At 32.0% G+C, this 24,765-nt stretch carries 22 protein-coding genes; 14 read left to right on the top strand and 8 right to left on the bottom strand.

Annotation, left to right across the window (positions count from 1 at the left end):
* Positions 1–736 precede the first annotated feature (736 nt).
* Positions 737–2,206, bottom strand: coding sequence for a pyruvate kinase (gene pyk / locus J2T59_RS09765; RefSeq protein WP_259135747.1), 1,470 nt, complete (start codon positions 2,204–2,206; stop codon positions 737–739).
* Positions 2,207–2,329: 123 nt separating this feature from the next.
* On the opposite strand from pyk, the gene msrA reads away from it, so the two are divergent.
* The gene (gene msrA / locus J2T59_RS09760; protein ID WP_259135746.1) at positions 2,330–2,791 is read left to right on the top strand and encodes a peptide-methionine (S)-S-oxide reductase MsrA; all 462 of its coding nucleotides are present in this window, start codon (positions 2,330–2,332) and stop codon (positions 2,789–2,791) included.
* 45 nt (positions 2,792–2,836) lie between these two features.
* Here msrA and J2T59_RS09755 read toward each other — a convergent pair whose 3' ends face one another.
* On the bottom strand, positions 2,837–5,017 hold the full coding sequence (locus J2T59_RS09755) for a diphthine--ammonia ligase (RefSeq protein ID WP_510186666.1): 2,181 nt from the start codon (positions 5,015–5,017) through the stop codon (positions 2,837–2,839).
* Between the two features lie 113 nt (positions 5,018–5,130).
* Here J2T59_RS09755 and J2T59_RS09750 point away from each other — a divergent pair, with 113 nt between their 5' ends.
* Positions 5,131–5,652: a DUF367 family protein gene (locus J2T59_RS09750; RefSeq protein WP_259135748.1), complete on the top strand. Its 522-nt coding sequence runs from the start codon at positions 5,131–5,133 to the stop codon at positions 5,650–5,652.
* A gap of 10 nt (positions 5,653–5,662) precedes the next feature.
* The gene (locus J2T59_RS09745; protein WP_259135744.1) at positions 5,663–6,115 is read left to right on the top strand and encodes a TIGR00725 family protein; all 453 of its coding nucleotides are present in this window, start codon (positions 5,663–5,665) and stop codon (positions 6,113–6,115) included.
* A gap of 7 nt (positions 6,116–6,122) precedes the next feature.
* Here the strand turns inward: J2T59_RS09745 and J2T59_RS09740 are convergent, their stop codons facing one another.
* A complete protein-coding gene (locus J2T59_RS09740; protein WP_374761091.1) occupies positions 6,123–6,551 on the bottom strand; it encodes a CoA-binding protein in 429 nt (142 codons plus the stop codon).
* A 218-nt stretch (positions 6,552–6,769) separates the two neighbouring features.
* Between J2T59_RS09740 and J2T59_RS09735 the strand changes: the two genes are divergently transcribed.
* The 9 genes from J2T59_RS09735 (at position 6,770) to J2T59_RS09695 (ending at position 15,480) form a co-directional block, all read left to right on the top strand.
* On the top strand, positions 6,770–9,016 hold the full coding sequence (locus tag J2T59_RS09735) for a DNA topoisomerase I (RefSeq protein WP_259135742.1): 2,247 nt from the start codon (positions 6,770–6,772) through the stop codon (positions 9,014–9,016).
* 56 nt (positions 9,017–9,072) lie between these two features.
* The gene (locus J2T59_RS09730; RefSeq protein WP_259135741.1) at positions 9,073–10,314 is read left to right on the top strand and encodes an MBL fold metallo-hydrolase; all 1,242 of its coding nucleotides are present in this window, start codon (positions 9,073–9,075) and stop codon (positions 10,312–10,314) included.
* Positions 10,315–10,434: 120 nt separating this feature from the next.
* Complete coding sequence (locus J2T59_RS09725; protein WP_259135740.1) at positions 10,435–11,181, top strand: ABC transporter ATP-binding protein; 747 nt, start codon at positions 10,435–10,437, stop codon at positions 11,179–11,181.
* Positions 11,160–12,383 (top strand): SufB/SufD family protein, encoded by a 1,224-nt coding sequence (locus tag J2T59_RS09720; RefSeq protein ID WP_259135739.1) that lies wholly within the window; start codon positions 11,160–11,162, stop codon positions 12,381–12,383. The genes J2T59_RS09725 and J2T59_RS09720 overlap by 22 nt, the downstream gene beginning before the upstream one ends.
* 570 nt (positions 12,384–12,953) lie before the next feature.
* The gene (locus J2T59_RS09715; protein WP_259135738.1) at positions 12,954–13,310 is read left to right on the top strand and encodes a helix-turn-helix domain-containing protein; all 357 of its coding nucleotides are present in this window, start codon (positions 12,954–12,956) and stop codon (positions 13,308–13,310) included.
* A gap of 21 nt (positions 13,311–13,331) precedes the next feature.
* The gene (locus tag J2T59_RS09710) at positions 13,332–13,940 is read left to right on the top strand and encodes a 4Fe-4S binding protein (protein WP_259135737.1); all 609 of its coding nucleotides are present in this window, start codon (positions 13,332–13,334) and stop codon (positions 13,938–13,940) included.
* 40 nt (positions 13,941–13,980) lie between these two features.
* A complete protein-coding gene (locus J2T59_RS09705) occupies positions 13,981–14,193 on the top strand; it encodes a hypothetical protein (protein ID WP_259135736.1) in 213 nt (70 codons plus the stop codon).
* 68 nt (positions 14,194–14,261) lie between these two features.
* Positions 14,262–14,888 carry a molybdenum cofactor guanylyltransferase gene (locus J2T59_RS09700; protein WP_259135735.1) on the top strand — a complete coding sequence of 209 codons (627 nt, stop codon included), beginning with the start codon at positions 14,262–14,264 and terminating at the stop codon, positions 14,886–14,888.
* Between the two features lie 46 nt (positions 14,889–14,934).
* Positions 14,935–15,480 (top strand): ferredoxin domain-containing protein, encoded by a 546-nt coding sequence (locus J2T59_RS09695; protein ID WP_259135734.1) that lies wholly within the window; start codon positions 14,935–14,937, stop codon positions 15,478–15,480.
* Between the two features lie 9 nt (positions 15,481–15,489).
* On the opposite strand, the gene J2T59_RS09690 is transcribed toward J2T59_RS09695, so the two are convergent.
* The 4 genes from J2T59_RS09690 to J2T59_RS09675 all read right to left on the bottom strand — a co-directional run bounded on the left by J2T59_RS09690 (position 15,490) and on the right by J2T59_RS09675 (position 20,150).
* A complete protein-coding gene (locus J2T59_RS09690) occupies positions 15,490–17,484 on the bottom strand; it encodes a DUF460 domain-containing protein (protein WP_259135733.1) in 1,995 nt (664 codons plus the stop codon).
* A gap of 67 nt (positions 17,485–17,551) precedes the next feature.
* Entirely contained in the window at positions 17,552–18,463 is a 912-nt protein-coding gene (locus J2T59_RS09685) for a serine/threonine-protein kinase RIO2 (protein ID WP_259135732.1), read from the bottom strand.
* A 523-nt stretch (positions 18,464–18,986) separates the two neighbouring features.
* Complete coding sequence (trxB, locus tag J2T59_RS09680) at positions 18,987–19,889, bottom strand: thioredoxin-disulfide reductase (RefSeq protein WP_259135731.1); 903 nt, start codon at positions 19,887–19,889, stop codon at positions 18,987–18,989.
* 18 nt (positions 19,890–19,907) lie between these two features.
* Positions 19,908–20,150, bottom strand: coding sequence for a glutaredoxin family protein (locus tag J2T59_RS09675; RefSeq protein ID WP_259135730.1), 243 nt, complete (start codon positions 20,148–20,150; stop codon positions 19,908–19,910).
* 258 nt (positions 20,151–20,408) lie between these two features.
* Here J2T59_RS09675 and larAH6 point away from each other — a divergent pair, with 258 nt between their 5' ends.
* The gene (gene larAH6 / locus J2T59_RS09670) at positions 20,409–21,677 is read left to right on the top strand and encodes a nickel-dependent malate racemase, LarAH6 family (RefSeq protein WP_259135729.1); all 1,269 of its coding nucleotides are present in this window, start codon (positions 20,409–20,411) and stop codon (positions 21,675–21,677) included.
* Between the two features lie 260 nt (positions 21,678–21,937).
* On the opposite strand, the gene J2T59_RS09665 is transcribed toward larAH6, so the two are convergent.
* Positions 21,938–22,783, bottom strand: a complete 846-nt coding sequence (locus J2T59_RS09665) for an EamA family transporter (protein WP_259135728.1) — start codon at positions 22,781–22,783, stop codon at positions 21,938–21,940.
* A 155-nt stretch (positions 22,784–22,938) separates the two neighbouring features.
* On the opposite strand from J2T59_RS09665, the gene mtaA reads away from it, so the two are divergent.
* The gene (mtaA, locus tag J2T59_RS09660; protein ID WP_259135727.1) at positions 22,939–23,964 is read left to right on the top strand and encodes a methylcobamide:CoM methyltransferase MtaA; all 1,026 of its coding nucleotides are present in this window, start codon (positions 22,939–22,941) and stop codon (positions 23,962–23,964) included.
* Positions 23,965–24,765 lie beyond the last annotated feature (801 nt).

The following is a 24,765-nucleotide window of genomic DNA, read 5'->3' as shown; positions in this document are numbered from 1 at the left end:
TTCATGTCCTGTACCTTCCTTTTGAGGTTTTTCATCGAACTCTAATAAGGTACAGGACTAATTATAATTTTACAGCAATTTAGTGACGCTATCTTTTTGTCAGGAAAAATCATCTTTTTTTTAAGCAGTAAGATCTTCTAAGAGAAAGTAGCCTCTAATAATATAATTACCTGGTTTCTGCTAAAAAAGTATTTCAATGAGAACAATAGAAACTTCAATGAGCTCATTTAGTTAATGGATAAGGTAACAAATAAAATTGAATTTAGAAGATACCACATTTCACAGCATCGAAATAATTCATTAGTAGAATATCATCACTTTATTTTAGGAGCATAGTAAAAACATATATCTCAATGCTATTGATTCAAGTGGAAATGTAGTTGTTATTATTCAATATGGATAGGGAAGAAAGAAAAGATAATCAAATCTAAAAACAAATATATCAATTGATGTCGAGAAGTTTTTTGTTACTTTTTTCAAGATTTGAAATAGACCTGTTCATGATAGAAAACATGAAAAATATTGCTGAAGCAATTTATGCTCTTATTCGAAAAGGATGAAGTCAAGTACTCTTATACCTGTAAAATAGCTGTAAAGAAAGATAATTAAAAGTAAATACCATAGAAAATGGTTAAGAGTTTGGTAAAAAGGCTACCATTTGAAGAAACCTGGTATAAATAATGTTCTTAGTTAATGAAGTAAAGTATGGGATGTCAATCCATAAAATTGGGAATTTTTAGGTAAGAGTGATTATTTTTAATAAGTTAGTTTCACCTGGTTTACCTGTGCTAGGTCCTTTGGTTAGTACAACTACATCTCCTGAATTATATATATTCCATTTTTTCATGTATTTAAGTACTGTGTCTTCCCAATCGTTTTCCAAATTTGATACATGATATGGAAGTACACCATATGAAAACGTTAGACTTTCAGCTGTCAATTCGTTTCTACTAAATGCCAATATCCACGTTCGAGGCTTAAAACTAGATACTTTTCTTGCGGTTTTGCCAGAAAAAGTTGGTGTAATAACGTATTTTACAGGAAGCCTCTGAACTGCGTCATTCACATGATGAGAAATTACTTCATCTACTGTCATGCTTACACTACATATCTTATTCTCAATTCTTTGTATACCCCATTGACTTTTTTCTCGCCAGATTTCGCATTCATGTGCAATACTTGCCATCATTGCTACACTTGGTACTGGATGCTTACCTGCTGCGGTTTCTCCTGACAACATTACAGCATCAGTTCCATCAAGTATTGCATTTGCGATGTCAGTAACTTCTGCTCTAGTAGGTCTAATGTTTTCAATCATTGATTCCAGCATATGTGTAGCTGTTATTATGGGAATACCTTTAGTAGTTGCTTTAATTATAAGTTCTTTTTGAACATGAGGTACTTTTTGTATCGGAAGTTCTACACCCATATCACCTCTTGCTATCATTAATCCATCAGTTACTTTGATTATTTTATCAATTGATTTTACGGCTTTTTCACGTTCTATTTTAGCTATAAGAAACACATTTTTACCAAGATTATGTGCAAAATCACGTACCTTTATAATATCTGCCGCCTTTTCAATAAAGGATATGCTGAATATGTTTACACCCTCATTTAAGCCAAACCTTATAGCCTCCAAATCTTTTTCAGTAATAGGGTCAAGGTCAATTTCAATACCCGGTAAATTGACACCTTTATTTGAAGATAAAATACCTCCAGTTAATACTTTACATTTTATGTTTTCACCGTAAACCTCAAGGCATTGCAAATGAATGAAGCCATCATTCAAGTAAATAGAATCACCAGATGAAATCTTGGTTGGAAGTTTTTTATAATTTATTGGTATAGTCTTTTTGGAACCAACAACATCATTAGTTGTCAAAAAAACTTCGTCACCCTTTAATAAGTGAACTGTATTATCTTCAAATGTTCCAACACGAATCTTTGGCCCTGGTAAATCAATCATAATTCCAACTTCAATACAAAGTTTACTAGCAGTTTCACGAATAGTTCTGATAAGATTTCGATGTTCTTCAAACGTACCATGAGAAAAGTTTAGCCTAGCAACATTCATTCCTTTTAACATTAGGGCTTTAATTACACAATCTGATGATGAAGCAGGACCTAAAGTACAAACAATTTTAGTTTTGTTGTTGGGTAGTTTGAAACAGGTCGATATATCTTTTTTTTTCTCAGCTGCCAAAATGTGCACCTCACAAAGTTATTATTTTGAAATTAAATTAATGTTTGTGTATCTTTTATTTTATCTAACACTCAAACAAGTTAAGTATTATAACATAGATAATCCTATATGATGGAGAGAAATATGAAAAAAGCTACATTTGCTGCAGGGTGCTTTTGGGGTGTAGAGTCAGCATTCAGAAAGTTGGATGGTGTACTAAATACATGTGTGGGGTACACTGGTGGAAAAACAACAAAACCAGGCTATACGGAAGTTTGTACCGGTAATACTGGCCATGCAGAAGCAGTTGAGATACAATTCGACCCAGAAATTATTAGCTATGAACAACTATTAAATATTTTCTGGACGATTCATGACCCTACTCAATTAAATAGACAAGGTCCTGATCTTGGAACACAATACAGATCAGCTATTTTTTATCATGACGGTGAGCAAAAACAGCAAGCTATAAAGTCAAAAATTAAAATTGAATCCAGCAAAAAGTACATTAACCCCATAGTAACTGAAATTGTATCTGCAACAGATTTTTATCCAGCTGAGGAATATCACCAACAATATTTTGAAAAAAAGGGTTGTTTGATTTAATGAATATTCATTAGGTGCTTCGTGCCTTAATATCTATATTTTGATTTAATCATCTACTAGCTTTGCATTAATTATCTGCAACTTAGCAGTATTCTCATCTAGTTCTATTACTTCGTATTCATCAATTTGGATTTTCTTTTTATATATTGGCCCATTAATAACAAAGCTTTCAAATTCCCCTCCTTCACCCGCAATATTAACTCCATTCTTTTCATTCAATTTAACGAGTTTATCAATATCTAGATGACTTATAGGTTTACCTAACCATGAACTGTCTAAACCGTCAGCTGCAATACTGCTAAAAATAAAACTAAATCCTTCCTCTAATAAGGATCTCATTTCTGTTTCTTGGTTCATATGCCATAATGGTGAAAACATTCTGAGACCTAAGTCGTTACAAATTTTTTCAATTCTATTCTTTTGATAAGTTGACCATATAGCACCTACGACAATTCCATTGATTCCATAAATCCTTATAGCATCTTCTATAGCTTCTTTAAGATCATCAAGTTCATGCTCTTTTCTTCCATCAGTAATTTTTTCTAATAGCGGAATATCAATGGATTCAGCTTGAAGTTGAGCTAAATCTATATTTGGGGTGTGGAACATATATGAATGGGGATTTTTACTCTTAATTGTTATTAAGCAATTTACGTGATATTTTTCTTTAAGCATTATATAAAGTGCATAATTACTATCTTTACCTGAACTAAACAAGGCACCTAACCTATAGTGAGAATTTTTCTTAATTGACTTAATGTAATCAGTCTTATTCTTAGCTTTTCTAGCTTTAGCCAACTTTTCAATTCCTTTATCAAATTTACTCCCGTACTGTGCAGCTTTTTTTTTTCGCATTACAAATTCCTCAGGGATTCCTAGTTGTTTGCCAATGTTTCTCAATATCAATTTATTAGTGCCTTTGTAGAGCTTATATTCATGCGGCAAACTAAGACAAAGCTTAACAAATTCTGTATCTAGGTATGGTAATCTTAGTTCAATACCATTATTCATGGTAACTACATCATCTCTATAACAATTCTCTTGATAAATATTAAGTACATCTTTATAACATAAATCCTGTATGTCATCTCCGTAAAGTGACTTATATCTATCATAACCAGCTAAGAGTTCATCAGCGCCAGTTCCTGCAAAAATAACTCTTATATTATCCTCTTTTGCCTTCATACATGATGAATAGATAGTTACACCAACACCAATTTTTGGTATATGTGTATCTTCTATAAGGTAAACAGTATCAATTAGCATTTCCTCTAATTCTTGAAGTTTCACATCTATTAGTCTTAACTTCAATCCAAGGTCTTTTATTGCTTTAAGAGCAAATTCAACATCTTTTGGAGCTTTATCATTTAAGAAGAGACCTGTAGTGTAACAAAAAAAATCTTTCCCTGGAACTTTACCTGCATTAATTGCCATTACAGCTAAAACAGTAGAGTCCAAACCTCCTGAATATAGAATACCAAAAGGTTCTGAAGGTAATCTTATAGAAACGGCATTTTCAAGTGTATTTTTAAATTCTAATTCCAGTTCTCTATATGATTTACAAGATTGTTGTGAAGTTGAAATAAATGGTCTTTTAAATGATTGAATTATGTTTTTATTGATATTGTAACAAATAGCAATCCTAGGATCGAGTTCGTTTATAGTTGGAAAAAAATTATTCTTTAATACTTTTTTTTCTGAAGCAAAGCCGAAACCACTATCTAAACTATACCATAAGGGCCTAACTCCAATAATATCTCTAAAAACAAATACTAAATCTTCAATCCAATAAGCAAAAGAGTAAACACCTCTAAGCTCACTTAATATTGACTCTATTAAACAATATGCTTTATACGGCTCTATTGGTGTTTCATTGTTGGCATTTATCTTATAATCAATCAATTTAAGAAGAAGATCTGAATCATTTTTTGCATTTATATTATATTTTAAGCTAATAGTTTTCCAATTGTAGAACTCACAATTAGATACTAGTTTTCCTTTACCTACAATTGGTTGTTTAATATTGTTTACAAGAGAATGAAGATTTTGACCTATAATACCAATATCATCTTTTACTTCCAATTTTAATACATTAGAAGCATAGGTCACCCAATCATAGCCACATGCACCGCAACCGTCCTGTCCTCTTTGATTCATTATGGCTAAGCCTCTTAGAATAGGTATTTTATTGTTGGCTAAATTGAAAAATCCTAATATTGCGCACATAAGTTTTTCATCCAGATATTACTAGTATGTTATAGAAAACATTAATGTGTAAAGCTTTAGATATATAGGTATACTATAAATGTTATATGTTTTTAATGTCATCTAGCGATAAAATGAAATCTAATATTTCTTCAGTTAAGTTACACCTTTATCATGCAAATCAATGCAGTCCTAAAAAATGTACAGGTAAAAAATTAGCACGATTTAATCTTTTGAATCTATTTAAGGACAGTGCTAAAATCCCAAAAGGTTCAATTCTTCTAGACCCAACAGCAAAACAAGCACTTTCACCTATAGATAATATTAATAGAGGCATAACTGTCCTGGATTGTTCATGGGAGCATGTGGATGAGTTATTCCCTAAGTTGATAAAAAAAAATCTACAATATCGTGCACTACCATTTTTGATTGCCGCTAATCCTGTTAATTTTGGACGTGCTTTCATGCTCACTTCAAGTGAAGCTTTCGCAGCATCTCTATTCATTTTAGGCTATGATAAACAAGCTTTACAAATACTCTCTAAGTTTAAGTGGGGTATGACTTTTTTTGAGCTAAACAAAGAGCTCCTTAATCAGTATTCAAAAGCAAACAACAGCTATGAGATAATTGAGATACAAAGTGAATATATAAGTTAAAAGTGATTCAATGAGTAAAATACAAATTGGCATAATAGGCGCTTCAAGTTGCGATTCTGAAAATTATGAACTAGCTTTAAAAGTTGGAAGAATGGTAGCAGAAAAAGGATGGTATCTTGTATGTGGCGGTACAAACGGTATCATGGAAGCAGCTGCAAAAGGTGCAAAAGAAGTCGGGGGAACTACAATAGGAATTCTTCCAGGGGAAGATAAAAAAGACAAGAACCAATATATTGACATTTCTATTGTGACTAACATGGGTCATTCAAGAAATGTTATTATCGCTCACAGTAGTGACATCCTAATAGCAATATCTGGTTCTTACGGTACACTTTCTGAAATTGCAATTGGCTTGCATTTAGGAAAGCCTGTAATTAATTTAAAATGCCAATGGGATATAAAAGGAACTATCTGTGTATCAACACCAAAAGAGGCATTGGATATTGCAGAAGAACTATTATAAGCTATTTTTAATATTTGCCTAAAAGTTTAGCAATAGACCTATGCAAACCATGAATACTGTAATCTTTACCTAAGTACATCATAGGGCATTTACCCATAATACATTGAACATTTGATTCCTGACATACTTCTTTTACTTTTTTAGTTGTTGTTCTCCAATGTATCCAGATTTTTTTTGCACCTTTTTCTTCAAGTGGTTTTATCAAAAAACCTGGATCTGTATATTTAATTCCGATGATTACGTTTTCAAAGCCTACCGGGATTTCGGCTATCTTTTTAAAGTCAGCATCAATTGGTTTACCTGAAACATCTGCAACATATACTTTTTTCCCAGCTTCTTTGAGAGTTTTTACTGTTGTTTTAATTGCCGGTTTTGTTTGATCTGTAATTATTAAAAACGTATCTTTTTCTAAAAATTTTTCTTCTATTTCGCTCAAATCCATCTCCTCTTTTAAATCAGTTATATGCTTTCATGTATTATAAACAATCTATAAGCTTTAGTACTTATTAAAATCACATATTACTTGAATATACATTTCAGTTAACCCAAAAACTTTTATGTAAATACTATTGTTGAAGAATCATAGTAACACCTAATCAAAGAACTATTAGAATGGTGACATAGCCAACATAAATTACATATACGGAGTTTGTAATGCACATTATCATCGCTGAAAAAAATATTGCTGCAAGAAGGATTGCATCAATTCTAGCACCAAAAAAACCTAAAAAAAACCGTTTAAGTGGTGTAGACATTTATGAATTCGATAAAGATGAGAAGACTATAGTCATGGGATTAAGTGGTCATATTGTCAAAGTAGATTTTCCTTCCCAGTATAATAGCTGGCAAAAAATTGACGCTAAAGAACTAGTAGATGCCGAGATTGTAACAGTACCAACACATAACAAAATAGTTTCCGCACTCAAAGGCCTCGCTAAAAAAGGAAAAAAAGTAACTATTGCAACTGACTATGATAGAGAAGGAGAACTAATAGGTGTTGAAGCACTAAATATTCTAAAAAAAACAAATTCAAATTTAGAGTTTGAAAGGGTTAGATATAGTGCAATTACACCTAAAGAAATAAATGATGCATTTTCTTCTCCTGTTGACATCGATTTTAGTCTAGCAGATGCAGGGCATTCAAGGCAAGTTATTGATTTGGTATGGGGAGCATCCTTAACAAGATATCTTTCTATCGTTTCAGGAAGGCTAGGGAATATGTTCCTTTCCGTTGGTCGTGTCCAATCGCCTACACTTGCTATAATTGTGGATAGAGAAAAAGAAAGAGAAGCTTTTGTCCCAAAACCATATTGGGAAATCAACGCACACTTACATGATACTAACAAAGATAAGTTTGTTGCAAGCCACTCAAAAGGAAGAATTTGGAACAAAAAAGAAGCAGAAGCAATAATAGATAATGTTAAATCTACTGATTTTTCAATAGTTAAAGAAATAAAAAAATCTCAAAAGATTGATAAACCTCCTATCCCTTTTAATACTACAGAACTCATAAGTGCTGCTAGCTCTATTGGTTTCACCGCATCTAATGCTATGCGTATAGCAGAAACATTATACACAAATGGGTATATCTCATATCCACGGACTGACAATACAGTATATCCTTCCTCAATTGATTTTAGAGAACAACTCAATGTATTTTCAAATGGTGTATTTAAAAAATATGCAGATGAATTACTGAAAAAAAAGCAACTTATACCAACCAAAGGTAAAAAAGAAACTACTGATCATCCACCAATATATCCAGCATCCTACGCTAAAAAATCTGAACTCAATGAACAAGAATGGAAGATGTATGAGCTTGTAGTTCGTCGTTTTTTTGCTACCTTTGCAGACTCTGCTATATGGGAAACAATGAAAGTTAAATTAGATTTAAATAATGAGCCGTTCAAATCAAATGGTGCGCGATTAATTGATTCAGGATGGAGATGGTATTATCCATATAATGCACCAGAAGATCGGTTATTACCCCCTCTCAAAGAAAACGATAAATTGATGGTAGAAAAAGTTGAGATGATAGATAAAGAAACAAATCCACCTGGAAGGTATGGACAAGGCAGACTTATTCGCCTTATGGAAGAACTAGGACTTGGTACTAAAGCTACAAGACATGATATTATTAGTAAATTATATTCTAGAACGTACGTACATGGAAGTCCACTTATTCCAACAAAAACTGCTTACGCAGTCATTGAAACACTTGAAAAATATGCTCCAACTATAACCAAACCTGATATGACTAGTAAACTAGAAGAAGATATGGACAAAATCGCTGAGGGATTGCTTACTGAAGAAAAGGTTATAGACGAATCTAGAAAAATGCTAAACACTATTTTTTTGGAACTAGAGAACAATCAAGATAAGATTGCAGAATCATTACGTACGGGGTTAAGAGAAGATAAAATTGTAGGCCAGTGTCCAGATTGTGAGTCTAATCTTCTTATAAGAAGATCCAAAAGAGGATCAAGATTTATAGGATGTGATAATTATCCAGACTGTAACTTTTCATTACCACTACCAAAAAGTGGACAGCTTGTTGTTACTAATAAAACCTGTGAAAATCATAATTTAAATCATCTTCGTATACTTTCCAAAGGACGAAGGCCTTGGAATTTAGGTTGCCCTCAATGTAATTTCATTGAATGGAAAAAGGAAAAAAACAATAGTCATAATGTAACTCAAGTGAAAGTAAACGTCTCCGATGATATAACTAAAATCAAGGGAGTTGGAAAAATAACTGCTCAAAAGCTAGATGAAGTGGGTATCAATAATATGAATGATCTGTTAAAAGCTGATGCCTTTGAAGTTTCTAAAAAAACCAATATTTCACTAAAAAAAATCAAGGACTGGCAGGATATTGCCAGTGTTGCTATAAACAATTAATTTTGATTAGCGTTTCTCTTGTCTTAATAGCATAAGTTAAGTTAAAAGGTATACCTATGATGCTCAGTTTTAAGGGTGGTTGTAAAGAGATTGGTAGATCCGCAATTTTGATTGATCGCCAAGTATATTTTGATTATGGACTAAAAACTGGTGACAATATCCAATTTCCTTATGATGACATTAAGCCTAGAGCTGCACTAATAACACACGCCCACTTAGACCACTGTGGTGCAGTGCCGTCCTTGGTATCAGTTCAGCCAGAAATTTTTATGACACCACCGACATTTTCATTATTAAATCTTCTTGCAGAAGACACTTTAAAGATAGCTGAACAAATGGGTCGCTACATACCTTTCGATTATCGAGATTTAGACATGTTAAGAAATGATGCAATACTTGTAGATTATGATACGGAGTTTAATATATTGGACTATAAAACATTTTTTTTAAATGCAGGTCATATTCCTGGATCTTCATCAATATATTTTGAAGATGAAAAGAATTCTAAGTCAATTTTCTATACGGGTGACATAAATACTGCAAATACACGACTAATAAATCCTGCAAGTGATTTTCCTTCAGCAGATACATTAATTCTGGAAAGCACATATTTTGATGAAGAACATCCATCTAGAAAAGAAACCGAACGAAAGTTCATCGAGTCGGTGCAAGAAACACTTGATATTGGTGGAAATGTAATTATTCCAGCATTTGCAATAGGTAGAACACAGGAACTTGTTATGTTACTTGATGCTTACAATATTCATCCATTTATCGATGGCATGGGCATAAGAGCCTTTGATTTATTAAAAGAACATCCGAATTACTTAAGAAATCTCACGCATTTGAAACGAGCTTTTAGAAACTCAACTTTTGTAGATAGTAAAAAAAGACACAAGGTTCCATTAGAAAATTCAGTTATAGTTACTACCTCAGGAATGCTTAACGGTGGTCCCGTTATGTACTACATTGACAAGTTGCATAAAGATCCTAAGACTAAATTAATCTTAACAGGGCACCAAGTTGCTGGGACTAATGGCCATATGCTTTTAGAATCCGGAAACATCATTAATAAGGGAAAAATGCAAAAAATAAATAATGTTATTGAACAGTTTGATTTCTCTGCACATTGTGGTGATAATGAACTCAAGTCTATGGTCAAACATTTTTGTGACAATGGGACTGAGAATATTTTTGTTGTACATGGAGAAAATACTGACGAATTTGCTGCTTGGATTAAAAATGAAACAGGTGTAAGTTCATTTGCACCTGCTAATGGGGAAAATTATGTTATTTAATCTTTTTAGTAACTATTCTTAATAGTATCTAAATAAAACTGTTTTAGTTAATCCTATTCAGTTAACTTAATGTAGAATTGAAAGGTAATATAAACAATAAATTATTATGAGGTTTTGTATATGTTAGAGCTGGAAAACCTATCAATAGAAGTTGGTGGAAAACAAATATTAACTAACATTAATCTAAGTGTTGAAAGTGGCTACACTAATGTGCTATTTGGCCCTAATGGTGCTGGAAAGTCTGCACTTTTAATGAGCATTATGGGTTTTAGTGGATATAAAATAACAAATGGGAAAATTTACTTTAAAGGAGAAGATATTACAGATTTACCTCTTAATGAAAGGGCCGAAAGAGGTTTAGGTATAATGGGTCAACGGCCACCTAACATGGTAGGAGTTAAGTTAAAAGATTTGCTAGAAATTACTGCAGAAGAATGCATTGATTTAGATGAACTTGTAGAAGAGCTTAATATGTCATCTTTTCTTGAGAGAGACATAAATGTTGGATTTTCTGGAGGTGAAATAAAGCGTTCAGAGTTGCTTCAATTAGCTGCACAAGCACCTTCTTTTTATCTTTTAGATGAGCCAGAATCAGGTGTTGATCTTGTTAATATTTCTCAAATTGGTATGATGATTAATAAGCTTCTGCATGGCGATATTAAATGTGCAGGTAGAAGACGTAAAGAAGGTAATTCTGGATTGGTTATTACACATACAGGGCAAATATTGGATTATATTGAGGCTGACAAGGGATATATACTATGCAATGGCCAAATTATGTGTTCAGGAAATCCAAGAGATTTACTAAATGAAATTAAGACAAAAGGATATCAGGAGTGCGTCACATGCAAGATCAGACAGAGTTAAGAAGAAAAGCATTAAAGGCACTTGAAAAGAAGGCAGCTTATGGTGATGACTTTGAATTAAAGAATTACCAAGTTACATCTGAACATATGAGTAATTATGACAGTCTTGAAGAAATTGATGATGAAACTAAACAAACATTATTGAATGTGGGTGTAATCCCAAGTGGAAAAGAAAGGTCAGGAACCTTAATAATGACAGATAATTCCATTTCCCATTCGTCTTTAAGTGAAGATAGTGTTGAACTAACTTCAACAAGAAAAGCACGTGATAAGTATAAATGGTTTGATGATTATTTTTGGAAACTTGTACCAGTAGACAAAGATAAGTATACTGCAAAAAGTTATTTAGAAAATGCTGATGGATATTTTATTCGAGCACCTGCCAACACTAAAACTTCAATGCCTGTCCAAACATGTCTTATGCTTGGAAGTAAGAACATCTCTCAAACAGTACACAACATAGTAATAGTAGAAGAAAATGCACAACTTGATATTATTACAGGTTGTGCAACCAAAAAAGGTGTTGAGAAGGCAATACATCTGGGAATTTCTGAGATGTATATCAAAAAAGGTGCTACATTAAACTTCACAATGATTCATAATTGGTCTGAACAAATTGATGTAAGGCCGAGAACTGTGGTTCATGTTGAAGAGGGCGGTACTTTTATAAACAATTATATTTCTTTGAAGCCTGTCAAATCAATACAAACCTACCCTACAGTAAAGCTTGAAGGTAAAGGTGCATTTGCGCGGCTTAATACAGTAGCTGTTGCGCATCCCGGCTCTGAGCTAGATCTTGGTAGTAAAGTGCTTTTCAATTCTCCTGAAACTAAGGCAGAACTAATCTCAAGGACTATAACCACAGGTGGAAAAGTAATTGCACGTGGTGAAATGATTGGCAATGCAATTAACTCTAAAGGACATCTTGAATGTCATGGGTTGGTCTTAAATGATGAAGGGGTTCAAAGAGCTATTCCTATACTTGAGGCTAATGTCCAAGATATTGAATTAAGTCATGAAGCAGCTGTTGGAAAAATAGCAAAAGAACAAGTAGAGTACTTAATGGCACGAGGTCTAACAGAAGAACAAGCTGTGGGCATGATAATACGTGGTTTCTTAGATGTTGGGATTAAAGGCCTTCCACCTGAATTGGAAGCCGATATTAATGACACAATAAAGAAGATAGGTGAAAGTAGCATATAAAGAATACATTAAAACATTTTTATAGTTAGTCTAACCCCAGCATTTATAGATGTGATTGATCCCAATTTAAAACTTTGTTCGTGCTTTCAAGGGAGCAAAAAAGAGTGAAATTAAGCAGATTTAAGTCAAATTAGGAAACTAAATCAATTCACAAATATCAGTACATATCAAAATTAGCGATGAATGCATTGAGTTAAAAAATCCTTTACGCAAAAAAGGTTTGTTGAAATGGCAAGTGAAAATGGTATCAACATAAATATAAATTCTGCAAATGTGGGTTCAATCCTAGTTCCAAGCAATTATCAGAACTTCAATAAAGCAACTTTAAAAAATTACTAACTCCAGGTCCCAGAAAATGAAAAACTTAAAAATTAAATATTAGTGATTTAGTTCAAATTGATAGTTTTATATCATTTTTTTATCAATAATAAACCTCTAAAGTTAAACCGGTAAGCTATTTTATTTGTTTTAGTACTGCTGTTTTTAATCACAAAACCTCCGTACACAAAATCTTTTATGTATACTTATGATATACATCAGTACTGCAGTATCTTTAAAAGAGGGTCATAAATGGTTGATTTTGCATGTAAAACAGTTGAACTAGATGAAGTTGTTAAATGCAGCTTAAATCTTACAAGAGCTGATCTACGTGTTTTAAAGTATTTATTAGATTGTGATAAAGAATATTTAACAGCAGATTTATTATCCAAATCACTTGGTTTTGATTTATCTACTATCCAAAAATCTGTTAAAAAGCTTCACGAAAGAGGTGTAGTTACCCGTTCACAGAATAACCTTGATAGTGGAGGTTACGTCTTTGTATATAAAATAAAACCTAAAAATGATATCAAAGAGACTATAATGCTTAGTGTTACTGCATGGGTTGAGCTACTAGAAGAAGAGCTTGGAAAATGGGCATCTAAATAAAAAAAATTAAGAGTAATAAATATGTTAAAAATCACTCCATATCTTGGAATACTCGTATTGATTGTATCTATTTTTGGGTTCATATTCCCAATATTGGGTTATTTGGTTCCACTTGTTTTCCTCATTTTGCTGCTAATAGCACCTTTTAGAGGACGATGGTTTTGTGGTAATTTATGCCCAAGAGGTAGTTTTGTTGATTTTTGGCTTGACAAAATTACTAGAAATTTATCTATACCTAACATACTTAGGAGTTATTGGATTAGAATACCTGTTTTCATTACTTTGATGGGTTTCATGGGATATAGACTCATTTTAACTGATGGACTTATCCACCAGGTTGGAATGATTTTTGTTATAATGTGTGCTTTTACTACAGCAGTAGCAATTATATTTGGTATATCAATTGCACCTAGAACATGGTGCACTTTTTGTCCAATGGGCACAGTTCAAAGAGTAATAGGTAGCGAGCAATTTCAACTTAAAATAGATAAAGATAAATGCATTGAATGTAAAAAATGCAAGAAAATATGCCCTATGCAAATTGATGTAAACTCTCCAAATTTAAGAAAAGATTGCATCAAATGCGAGAGATGTATTAATAAATGTCCGACAGTAGCATTAGAATTCTAAAATAATAAATTATTAATATCTCTGCTAAATATTTATGTGCATGATAATTGAAAAATTAACAAAAATACAAATGCAAATAATTGGTTTTTTTATTCTATCTTTTTTGTACGTTGGTGTATTCAATTTTTACCATTACACTAAAGAAGCTGAGTTTATTGGATTTGTTCCAGGGACGTTCATTATAGGAGTTATTGGATTTTTTTTAGCTGGTGTTATTTTTGATAGGTTAATTCGAGAAAAGAAAGATGATTAAGATGCACACAGATTTTTTATTAGTTAAATATATTCATTATTGATTCAAGCTATAAAGCGAGTTATTTGATGAACAATTTTTCATTTTTAATCTTAGCAGGCGGATATGGAGTTCGTTTAGGCAACATAGATAAAGGACTAATTCAACTAGGATTTCAAACTTTACTTGAAAGAATTATAAATACTGGGAATCAATTAAGTGCAGAAATAATTATTTCATTTAGAGATGAAAATCAAAAACAAGTTTATGCAAACAATATTAGTCATTTTTTGAACATCAATAAAATTGTATTCGATAAGAGGGAAGGTATTGGCCCACTTGAGGGAATATTTCAAGGAGCCAAGATAGCTTCTAGTAAATATATTTTCATCACCGCTGTAGATATGCCATTTATCAATAAAAATGTTATTGAGTTGATTTGCAAATATGCTCAGAACTATGATGCAGTAATACCTATTTGGGAAAATGGTCGATTAGAACCACTACATTCAGTGTATAGAACAAACATATTGATCAAAGAAAGTGATAGATCAATTAAAAGGGGTGAAAGGTATGTCATCGCTCCAATTAGAAACTTTGAAAATATATTTTATCTTAATACGAATATTATAAGAAGCATCGATCCAGAACTTAAATCTTTCACGAATATAAACACACATAAAGACTTAATGAAAGCAAAAAACATTTTTAAATAATAAAATACACAAATGAGTATCAATTATATTCAGGTGAATTGGTATTATGTTACTAGAACCAGAAAAAGAAAATATTGAAAGTTATGCAAGACTTATCCTAACAGCCGCCAGAACTGCTCCAAAAGCAAAAGGAGAAGATGATATTGTCACAGGGATAGTTGAGAACAATGAGATTGACATTCTTGCAGTCACTATGGAAGAAATAAGTGACAAAAAGGGTCAAAAATTTGAGTTTTTCAAACGTGATGCTAAAAACGTCAGAGATGCAGATTGTGTAATATTAATAGGATTGAAAAAATGTGGACCACTTTTCCTTAACTGTGGAGCTTGTGGATTTCAATCATGTGAAGATATGTTAGCTACAAGTAAAGTGGATAATGAATATATAGGACCTAACTGTTCCATAAAATACATTGATCTTGGACTTTCAATAGGTTCTGCAGTATCTAAAGCAAAGGATTTATGTGTAGATAATAGAGTTCTATATACTGGTGGTGTAGCTGCAATCCGCTCTGGCTTATTAGAGGTTGATATGGCTTATGCTATTCCACTAAAAGTAAGTGGTAAAAATATTTTCTTTGATAGAAAATAAAAATTTGTGTTAAGCTAAACCGCGCTTACGCTTACTTCTATATTCATCTACCATAGACATCAAGTTTTCTTCCTCTTCTTTAGCACGTAACCGTGATTCGTATTCTTTCCATTTATTGATAGCTTTTCCAAGTTCATCTGGGTCGACTACACCTAAATCATCTGCACGCTGAATAGTTAAATTTTCCAATACTGGTATTTGTGCTTTCAAAAAAGTCATTTGCGCAGAATGCGAGATTAAAGAACTCGACAAAATTACTGCGCGAACTTTTCTTTCAATTAAGATAGATGCGGTTAATGCTCCGCCACCGCTCGAATCTTCAAAATATACAACATCATTTTCATTAATTCCATATTTTTCTTCCACAGCCAGTATGGATTCTTTATTAAATGTTTCAATGATTTTTACAGGAACACCTTCACCTCTAAACTCCATTTTCCTTAATTTTTTTAACCTTTTATTCTGTTTACGAGTAGAGGACAATAACTGCTTCGAATGTTTCAGTTCTTTTTTGAGTCTAGATATTTTTTTACTTCGATTTTTTATTTCTTTTTCTTTCTTTATTTCTTTATATACCTCAGTCCTGAGATTTTTAGTTAAAATCTCAAGTTTTTCAATTTTCTTGTCTTTTGAAGCTATTTCTTCTTTCAATTCTAAAACATATTCCATTAAATCGTTAATTTCTTCATCTTTTTCCTTAATATTATTAATTAATTTTTTATGTTTTTCTTCCTTTGAAAATTCTGAGTTTTCCAATGTTCCTTTTTTTTGTTTTAACTTATTATGTCTCTGAGAATTCGATGTCTTTTCAAGAGCATTTTCTATAGATTCACCTCTAATTACAAGTGACTTTATTTCATTCAAATCAAAATTATAAGGTGTCTTTTTTTCTATTTTTTCAAAAGTATTCCTATAGTTTTTAAAAGTATAAAGAGCTGCAGAAAGAGCATCTCTTTCATGATCATTAGAGTATTCTAATCCAAAAGAACGAGCTAAATTGATCTTATCTTCAGAAGATAGCTCAGCACCTCCAGGTGATCCTAGTATCGCATTAAAGCTTCTTCTAACACGTTCAACAGATGAAGGTGTTGGTGTAACATCTGTAGCAATAATTATAGGTTTTCCAAAATCTACTATTTTTTTTACAATTTCGTCGTGTGAAATACTACGGTAACTACCAATATGTAAAACATCTCCATCAAGTGACAAGACAGCTAAGCCTACAGTAGTCCCTGGATCCACTCCCACTATTGTATAATGCCGATGCTTATTTTTAAGTGGTAAATATTTGATTTTATCCCTTTCTAGAGATTTTACATTTACTTGTACATCGGATGTTGATGATGATCTGATTGGTACTTTATTTTTACTCACATTAACCATAAATTCAGCTCTCACATAACCTCCAAAACCTTCAACGACTTTTTTAGTATAACTATAGTTTTTATCTTTTGAGTCTTTAAATAAAGTAGATTCGATCTCCCTACTCTTAACCTTTATAGCACCATGTACTTTTCTACGGTATCGATTCTGGCTCCATCCACCTCTACCTAGTGATCTGGCACGGCTAACTTTAATTTTAGTAACCTCTTCAAACAAGGAAACTTCGCACCCAACTCCCATTTCTGCAAGACATGCACATGTTTCGGCCTCTTCAGCTGGGTCAAAACGATTAAATGAAATGTTATGCTCATGAGCTAACTGCATCAAAGATTTTTTTTTAGTACCACCTGTGACCTGTACTAGCTTCACTGATTCCGGTATTTTTGAAATGAATCTAACCAAATCTTTTTTGTTTTCAGCTAGTTCATATATATTATCAACAGCAATGATAGATGGTATGTCTTTTTTAACCATCTTTACAATTTTATGCAGAGGTACCATTTTATGGTAAGTAGTTGTTCCACCTCTCCCTCTTGTTATTACAACAGAATATCTTGGTATCTCTTTTGATCTAGGAGAATTTTTTTGAATATCAATTCCATAAATTTTTTGGTTTTTCATATTTAATTCTGTTAATATTATTTGATTTATGATTAATTATATTTATAATATTATATTAATTTAAGTATTATTGCTCATTTCCTCTGTCATTATTTTCATTTACAATATAATTAATGAGATCCTTCAAATTTGTTTTAATTTTATATTTTCGACTAAAATAAGTTAATATATTACTTACATCTCTTTCAAGTAATTCAAAAGCATGAGGATGATCACAAGTAACGTATTGAGGCCAATCTATGATCTTGATCCCTTTTTCACTTAAAAAAATATTATATTCACTGATATCCGAGTGAATAATTCCCATTTGATGTAATCTTTTTATCTGGCTTAATATAATATTTAAAATATTTTCTGGATTTGTCAGTTTTGTTTTGAACAAAGGTTTTCCATCTACAAGTTCCATTACAATCGCATGCCTATTATGATCAATTGGCCTTGGAACATCAATCTCAGGATAAATCGTGCACATAATATTATATTCACGTGTAGCCGAAAGTCTAGCAGCATATATCCATGAAAAATGCTCCTTTCCAGCAAGATGTCCACGATTTCTTTTAACTTGCTTAAAGCTTGTCATACCTTCTCTATGAAACTTTATTACCGAAGGAGTTGGATCACCTATACAAAATTCTGGTTCACAAATAGCCTCATGAACAATTGATTCTTTTCCTACTCCAATTTCAGACCCCAGAGCATTAATAGTGTTTCTTTTAACCAATGTATTGAGAGCAAGAGCGTCATAACCTTCAAAGTATATCTGACAAGCATCGTAAGGTGTTTGGGTTTTTCTTACAAGGTCGTTCTTGGTTAGCCAATTTAATTTATAGTTCAGTTTTTCTATAGATATTTTTGTAAATTTTAGAATGTGTTCTAATGGTACCCATTCATGTTTTTGCATACCTAGCTCTATAGCTGTTAGTATCCTGATATCAGTCGAATCAATATTTTTGAAAATTCTCACCGTTTGATCAATCATTGATAATATATTTGTATCGCATATTTAAGAAGTTTTACTTTTAGCCATAGGAACAAAACGCTAAAAGTAGTCAATTTTTATATAAATTAAATTATTGAGATTGAGAAAAAGATATACCTTATTTTTAATTTCAAATAGTTCACAAATTATAAGATTTCAATGTATATACAAAATAAACCTGTTTGCTGTTAGATATTATTATATAAAGCTACAAATAGATTATCTATATTTTAATTTTTATTACTATATTTTAACTGTAAATTAAAATCTAAACTCATAAGTAAATTATTTTTAAAGAATATTTTATATTTTAACAAAAACTACATTAAAAATTAGCCAAATCTTTTTTATCCAATATCTGTTGCTCCCGCAGCATCTCTTTAATATACATCAATGAAATTATCTATCCATTTTCCATAAGTGGAATTTTGTGTCAGCAAAAAATTCGTTTCTACAGTAAATGGTTTATTGAATAGTATCAACTATTCAAAAATGTCCAAAAAAATATTTTGAGTTTATACGGTCATATCTCTTTTATGTAGTTGTTAGCAGAATATGCTGCTATTGAACCGTCACTAGATGCCGTTATAGCTTGCCTTAAAGGTGTTAATCGGCAATCACCTGCTGCAAAAACACCAGGTACTGAAGTCTGCATATTAGTTTCAGTTACAATAAATCCATTTTCGTCTTTGTTAATATCAAATTGTTCAGTATTAGGTCGTACACCTACATAGACAAATAGACCATTTACAGATAAGTCAAAAAGTTCATTGTTAGTTAAATTTTTCAGATGTAATCCTTCAACAAGTTTTTCCCCAAATACCTTTTTAATTTCTGAATTCCAAAGAAAGATAATGTTATCAGTTTTTAGGGCACGTTTCTGTAAAGCCATTTCTGCCTTTAATGTATCTCTTCTGTGAATAACATAAACCTTATTTGCTATGCTTGATAATACCAATGCTTCAGCAATTGCAGAATTACCACCACCAACTACTGCAACGTCTTTATTCCTAAATAAAGGACCATCACAAGTTGCACAATAGGACACTCCTTTGCCAGTAAATTCTTTTTCTCCTGGAACATTTAGCAATGAAGGATTTGCTCCGGTAGCTACTATTACAGTTCTAGACTCAATTTTTCTTTTTTCAGTGTGCAATATCTTAATATTAGCATCAACTACTAAATTTTTGACATTATCACGCTCAATAGATAACCCGTTTTCTAAAGCATGTTTTTCTATTTTATTCATTAATTCGATTCCTTCAATTGCCCCAAAACCAGGAAAGTTTTCAATAGTATCCACAAAAGATAATTGGCCATTAATCTGGTTTTTTTCAAGAACCAAAGTATCTAACCCGTATCTTGAACCATAAAGACCAGCTGTGAGACCAGCAACACCAGCTCCTATTATCACCAAATCGTACAAAAAAAACCAACCCTATTTTCAAGAGAGCTTTTCAAGTGCTTCTTCTTTGTCCGGTACTCCAACAAAAGCTACTTCATCATCAATTATAGTTGTTGGGACACTCATTACAGAATATTCACTTGCAAGCTGTTGCCCTTTATCTGAGTCAATATCCACTTCTTCATAGTCAAAATCTAGTTCAGTTTTTAAATCTTTCCAGAACTTCATAGCACTTGGACAAAATTTACACCATTCAGCATGCACAAGTATAACTTTAGACATATTATTCTAGCTCCTTTTATAGCAACTATAATTAACTTTTGGAATATATTAAATTAATCATCATATCAGATTAGAAGCTATGATTAGATTAAGTTTATATTAAATGATTTCATTCTACCTAGTATAGACAAAGGTCAGATATGTAAACTGTATCCCCTCGACTTCTCGTCATATTATTTTTATATAAACCTTTGTCTATACTTTTTTAAGTACAACCCTTCTCTAGTGATAAATTTTCATATTTTCCAATATATTTATATGAATTATAGTTTATCTTTGCAATATATGACGATAGTAGAGCTTCCTTACGGTAAAACAAAAATCAACATTGACATACCTGCCAAAAACTTCGGGCAAAAGATCTTGCCTTCAGAGCCTAGCCATTTAGATCAGGAGAGTGAAATTTTAAAAGAGGCTTTATTAAACCCTACCAATTCAAAGCCTTTAAAAGATATTGTATCATCTTCTTCTAAAATAGCTATCCTTGTTAGTGATGCAACTAGATCATGCCCTACAGAAAAATTACTTCAACCTCTATTGAACTTATTATATGAATATGGAATTAAAGACCATCAAATTACAATAGTATTCGGATTAGGACTACACCGAAAACAAACCATTGATGAAATGAAATACATAGTTGGTAACAATGTTTATAGTAAAATAAAATGTATAGAACATGATAGATTCAAATGTCGATACGTAGGCACCACTAAAATAGGTACACCCGTAGAAGTATTTGAAGAGGTACTTGATTCAGATACCATTATATGTACTGGTAATATTGAACTTCATTACTATGCTGGATATAGTGGCGGTGCAAAAGCTATTCTTCCAGGAGTTAGTTCAGAAAAGTCTATTATCTCTAATCATAAACTAATGATACATGAAAATGCAACCATTGGTAACATAATGAGTCCAGTAAGAATGGATATGGAGGATGCTGTTAATTTCGTAAATGTAGATTTCTTGTATAATGTAATTGTTGATAGTCATAAGAATATAGTTGCAGCTACAGCAGGCAATGTTATTGATGCACATAGAAAAGGGGTATCTATAGTTGACAAAATGTATAAAGTTGAGGTAGAACCAGCTGATATTGTTGTAGTATCAGCAGGTGGTTATCCCAAAGATATTAACTTATATCAAGCACAAAAGGCTTTAGAAAATGCAAAAGGTGCTGTTAAAGATGGTGGTTCTATAATAATAGTAGCAGAATGTACTGATGGTTTCGGTAATACCACTTTTGAAAAGTGGAATCGTGAACTTAAGACTCCTGAAGATGTCATAACTAAGTTCAACCAAGAGTTTGAACTAGGCGGTCATAAAGCTGCATTTGTGGCAAAGTTATCGAAAAGGTCTAAGCTCTATTTATCTTCCGATTTACCCGAAATGGATGTTAAAAGTGCATTTTGTATACCTTCAAAAAGTATTCAGGAGCAACTTAATGATCTTTTAGCTAAAAATCCAAATGCAATAGTTCATGTGATGCCATTTGGGGGTTTAACACTAACAACTCCAAAGTAAAAATTTAATTATAATGAAACATCTTCAATTAAAAGTATAAAGTTAATTTCTACTATATACTAAATAATCATATAAAGTCCTATCAACTACAGCAATTTAATAATTTCACTTATAAAAAGTTGTACATATTTTTCTGGTTTTTTAATTATTTCTTGATTTAAGTAATTTTAATGAAGTTAGCATACTTTTAGTAAAAAAATTATATGTTAACTTTTTTTGTCTAGTAAGTTTTTGAGGAATATATCTAATTAGAAACTTGTTCATAAAGACATCAAAATAATCGCAACAAGTGCTGCTATCACACCAATCCATTGTCTAGAAACAAGGTGCTCTTTTAACAAGATGCATGCCAGCAATACTGTAATTGCTGGACTTAATGAAGATAATATGGTGGCAACATCCAGTCTCCCTGCTTCTGATGCAAGTGCGAAAAATGTCACTCCTCCTGTATTAAAAATAGCTGCAATAATGATAATAGGTATTACATCTGAAGTTGGTTTAGTTACAGCCTTTGCTGAAATTAAGAAGACGCTTATTAGAATGAATGCCGTTATTCTTGAAAAAGTCAAAGGCCAATATATCGCAGTTTCACTAAAATTATCGATTGATATAAAAAATAATCCAAACAATAGTCCAGCTAGTATAGGATATTCTAGGCTCTTAACGTTAACTTTAGAATCAACATTCATACTTACAATTAACCATATACCTATAAATGCTAGAATAAAACCTAATATTTGATAAGTTGAAGGTAAACCATCGGTAATAGCTGAATATATCACAGGTATAATCACTGAAACTACAGCTGCCATTGGAGCTACAATACCCATTTTGCTTTTAGCTAGCCCTTTATATAGAGCAATTAGACCTGCTGCACCAAAAAAACCTGCAAATGCTCCCCAAATGAGATAAATAAATGGAGGAAATAGTTCGTCAAAAGTAACTGCAAGTAGAGGAAAAGCAACAATACCTATAATTTGTGTAACTAGTACTACAGAATAAACATTAGTACGTTTCGTAGCACATCCACCTGAAAAATCTCCTGCACCCCATGAAATGGCAGCTGCAAGTCCAAAAATAATGGCAAGTATTTCAAGTGGAATCATTTTTTCTCCAAAATAATATTTTTATTATGTGATAGTGTTGCTTTATTGAGACATTAGTTTTTTCTAAATTCAAGTAAAACTATTTTAATATATGTAAACTTAACCTATTATGTAACTAATAGAGATATTTTAACAAATTTGTTAGAGGATGTTTTATGGCTTTCATGACAATAAGAGAAAGATTTTTGGATTGTTTAATTGGCAGTGATGTAGATAAGATCCCTGTATGTTCGGTAACTCAAACAGGAACTGTTGAACTGATGGAGGCTACAGGATCTTATTGGCCAGAAGCCCATTACAATCCTGAAAAAATGGCTACGCTTGCTATAGGTGCACACAAAATTGTTGGATTAGAAGGTGTAAGATATCCTTTTGACGGAACAGATATTGGTCAAGCCCTCGGCTGTGAGATTAAAAATGGAACACTTGATTCTCAACCCTCTATTTACAAGAGTCCTTGCCAGACTAAAGAAGATGCTTTAAATTTCAGCATAAGTGAAAATATTTTGGACTCAGAAAGATTATCCACATTATTGGATGCTACTAAAATAATTAGAGGACGTGTGGGAGAGGATGTACCTATTATAGCTGGGATGGTAGGACCAGCTGCAATTGCTACATGTATTGTAGGTGTGACTAATTACCTTATGTGGTGCATTACAAACCCTGAGATTATAAAACACCTCTTAAAAATAGGTACAGATATATGTATTGATTACTCAAATGCACTTTTAGAGCACGGAGCAGATGCTATATGTATCCCGGATTCAGAGTCTGGACCTGACTTGCTACCACCAAGTTGTTTTGAAACTTTATTTTTACCATTATATAAGAAAATTTCTAGCAATACCACTGGACCGATGATACTCCATATGTGCGGAGATGCTACTGATATACTTGATTCGATGGCAATAACGGGGTTTGAAGGATTAAGTATTGAAGAAAAGGTTAACACAAAATATGCTAATGATGTTATAGGTAAACGAGCTTGTCTCATAGGTAATGTGGCTCCTGTAGATATTTTATTATCTTCACAGCCCTCTGATGTGATAAAGGATGCACAAAGATGTATGGATGATGGTGTTAATATTCTCGCTCCTGGTTGTGGACTGGCACCACATACTCCTACTAAGAACTTAAAAGCGCTAGTCTATGCAAGAAACGAATATTATAAAAATTAAGACCAAGGAAAATTATATTTTTATTATTTTATTACCACAAACCAAACATCAACTTCACTATAATCATTGGAACCACTATTGCCACTGGTATCAAAACAAAAAGACATAAAAGTTGAGACTCAAAATGAGAGATTTGATAATTATTACACAACTACAAGTATACTAGTAGTAGTAGTAACTGCTTACTTTATTAGGTAATTTATTCTAACATTAATTCGTTCAAACTTACTCTGTCGATAGTTATAACTTAGCAAAGGTTGGCTTGCTTAGAAAAAAACTAAAAATGCATAGACATTATTAGCATTTAAGTATTGAGGAATATTTCTAGAAATGAGTTAGTATCCTAACATTACCAATTAACATTTTTTATTATATTTAACTAGGTTTTTTTTGTTTTAAATGAAGTGGGACAAGAATATATGATCACTTATTTTGATGTGAATAAAACAAATTAAAATGATCTTTATGTAAATATCAAAATCAAAGCAAGATTTTATACGATAACAAAATTTACAGATGTACTGGTAAATGAGTTAAACTTAAGTAAAGATTTACAACTTAATTAGATTTAAAAATTTTTACCTAAAAGTACTATTTCTATTCTTCAATCCACAAAAATATTATTCTATAAAAAGACAAGAAAAAGGCTCTGTAGAAATCCTATTTTCCATTACCACTTCAACCTAATATTATAAAAAGGATAAGCCCCCTGTGTTTTTTTGGTAAACAAACAAAAACAACAGGGGATGAATGTTTTTGTCAGGAAAATACTTAAACTTTATTGATACAGCCATTGCTGTC

This window comes from Methanosalsum natronophilum, assembly GCF_024808815.1.
Taxonomy (GTDB): domain Archaea; phylum Halobacteriota; class Methanosarcinia; order Methanosarcinales; family Methanosarcinaceae; genus Methanosalsum; species Methanosalsum natronophilum.
The sequence above is the reverse complement of the archived record's forward strand: the minus strand, read 5'-3'. Positions and strand labels throughout refer to the sequence as shown.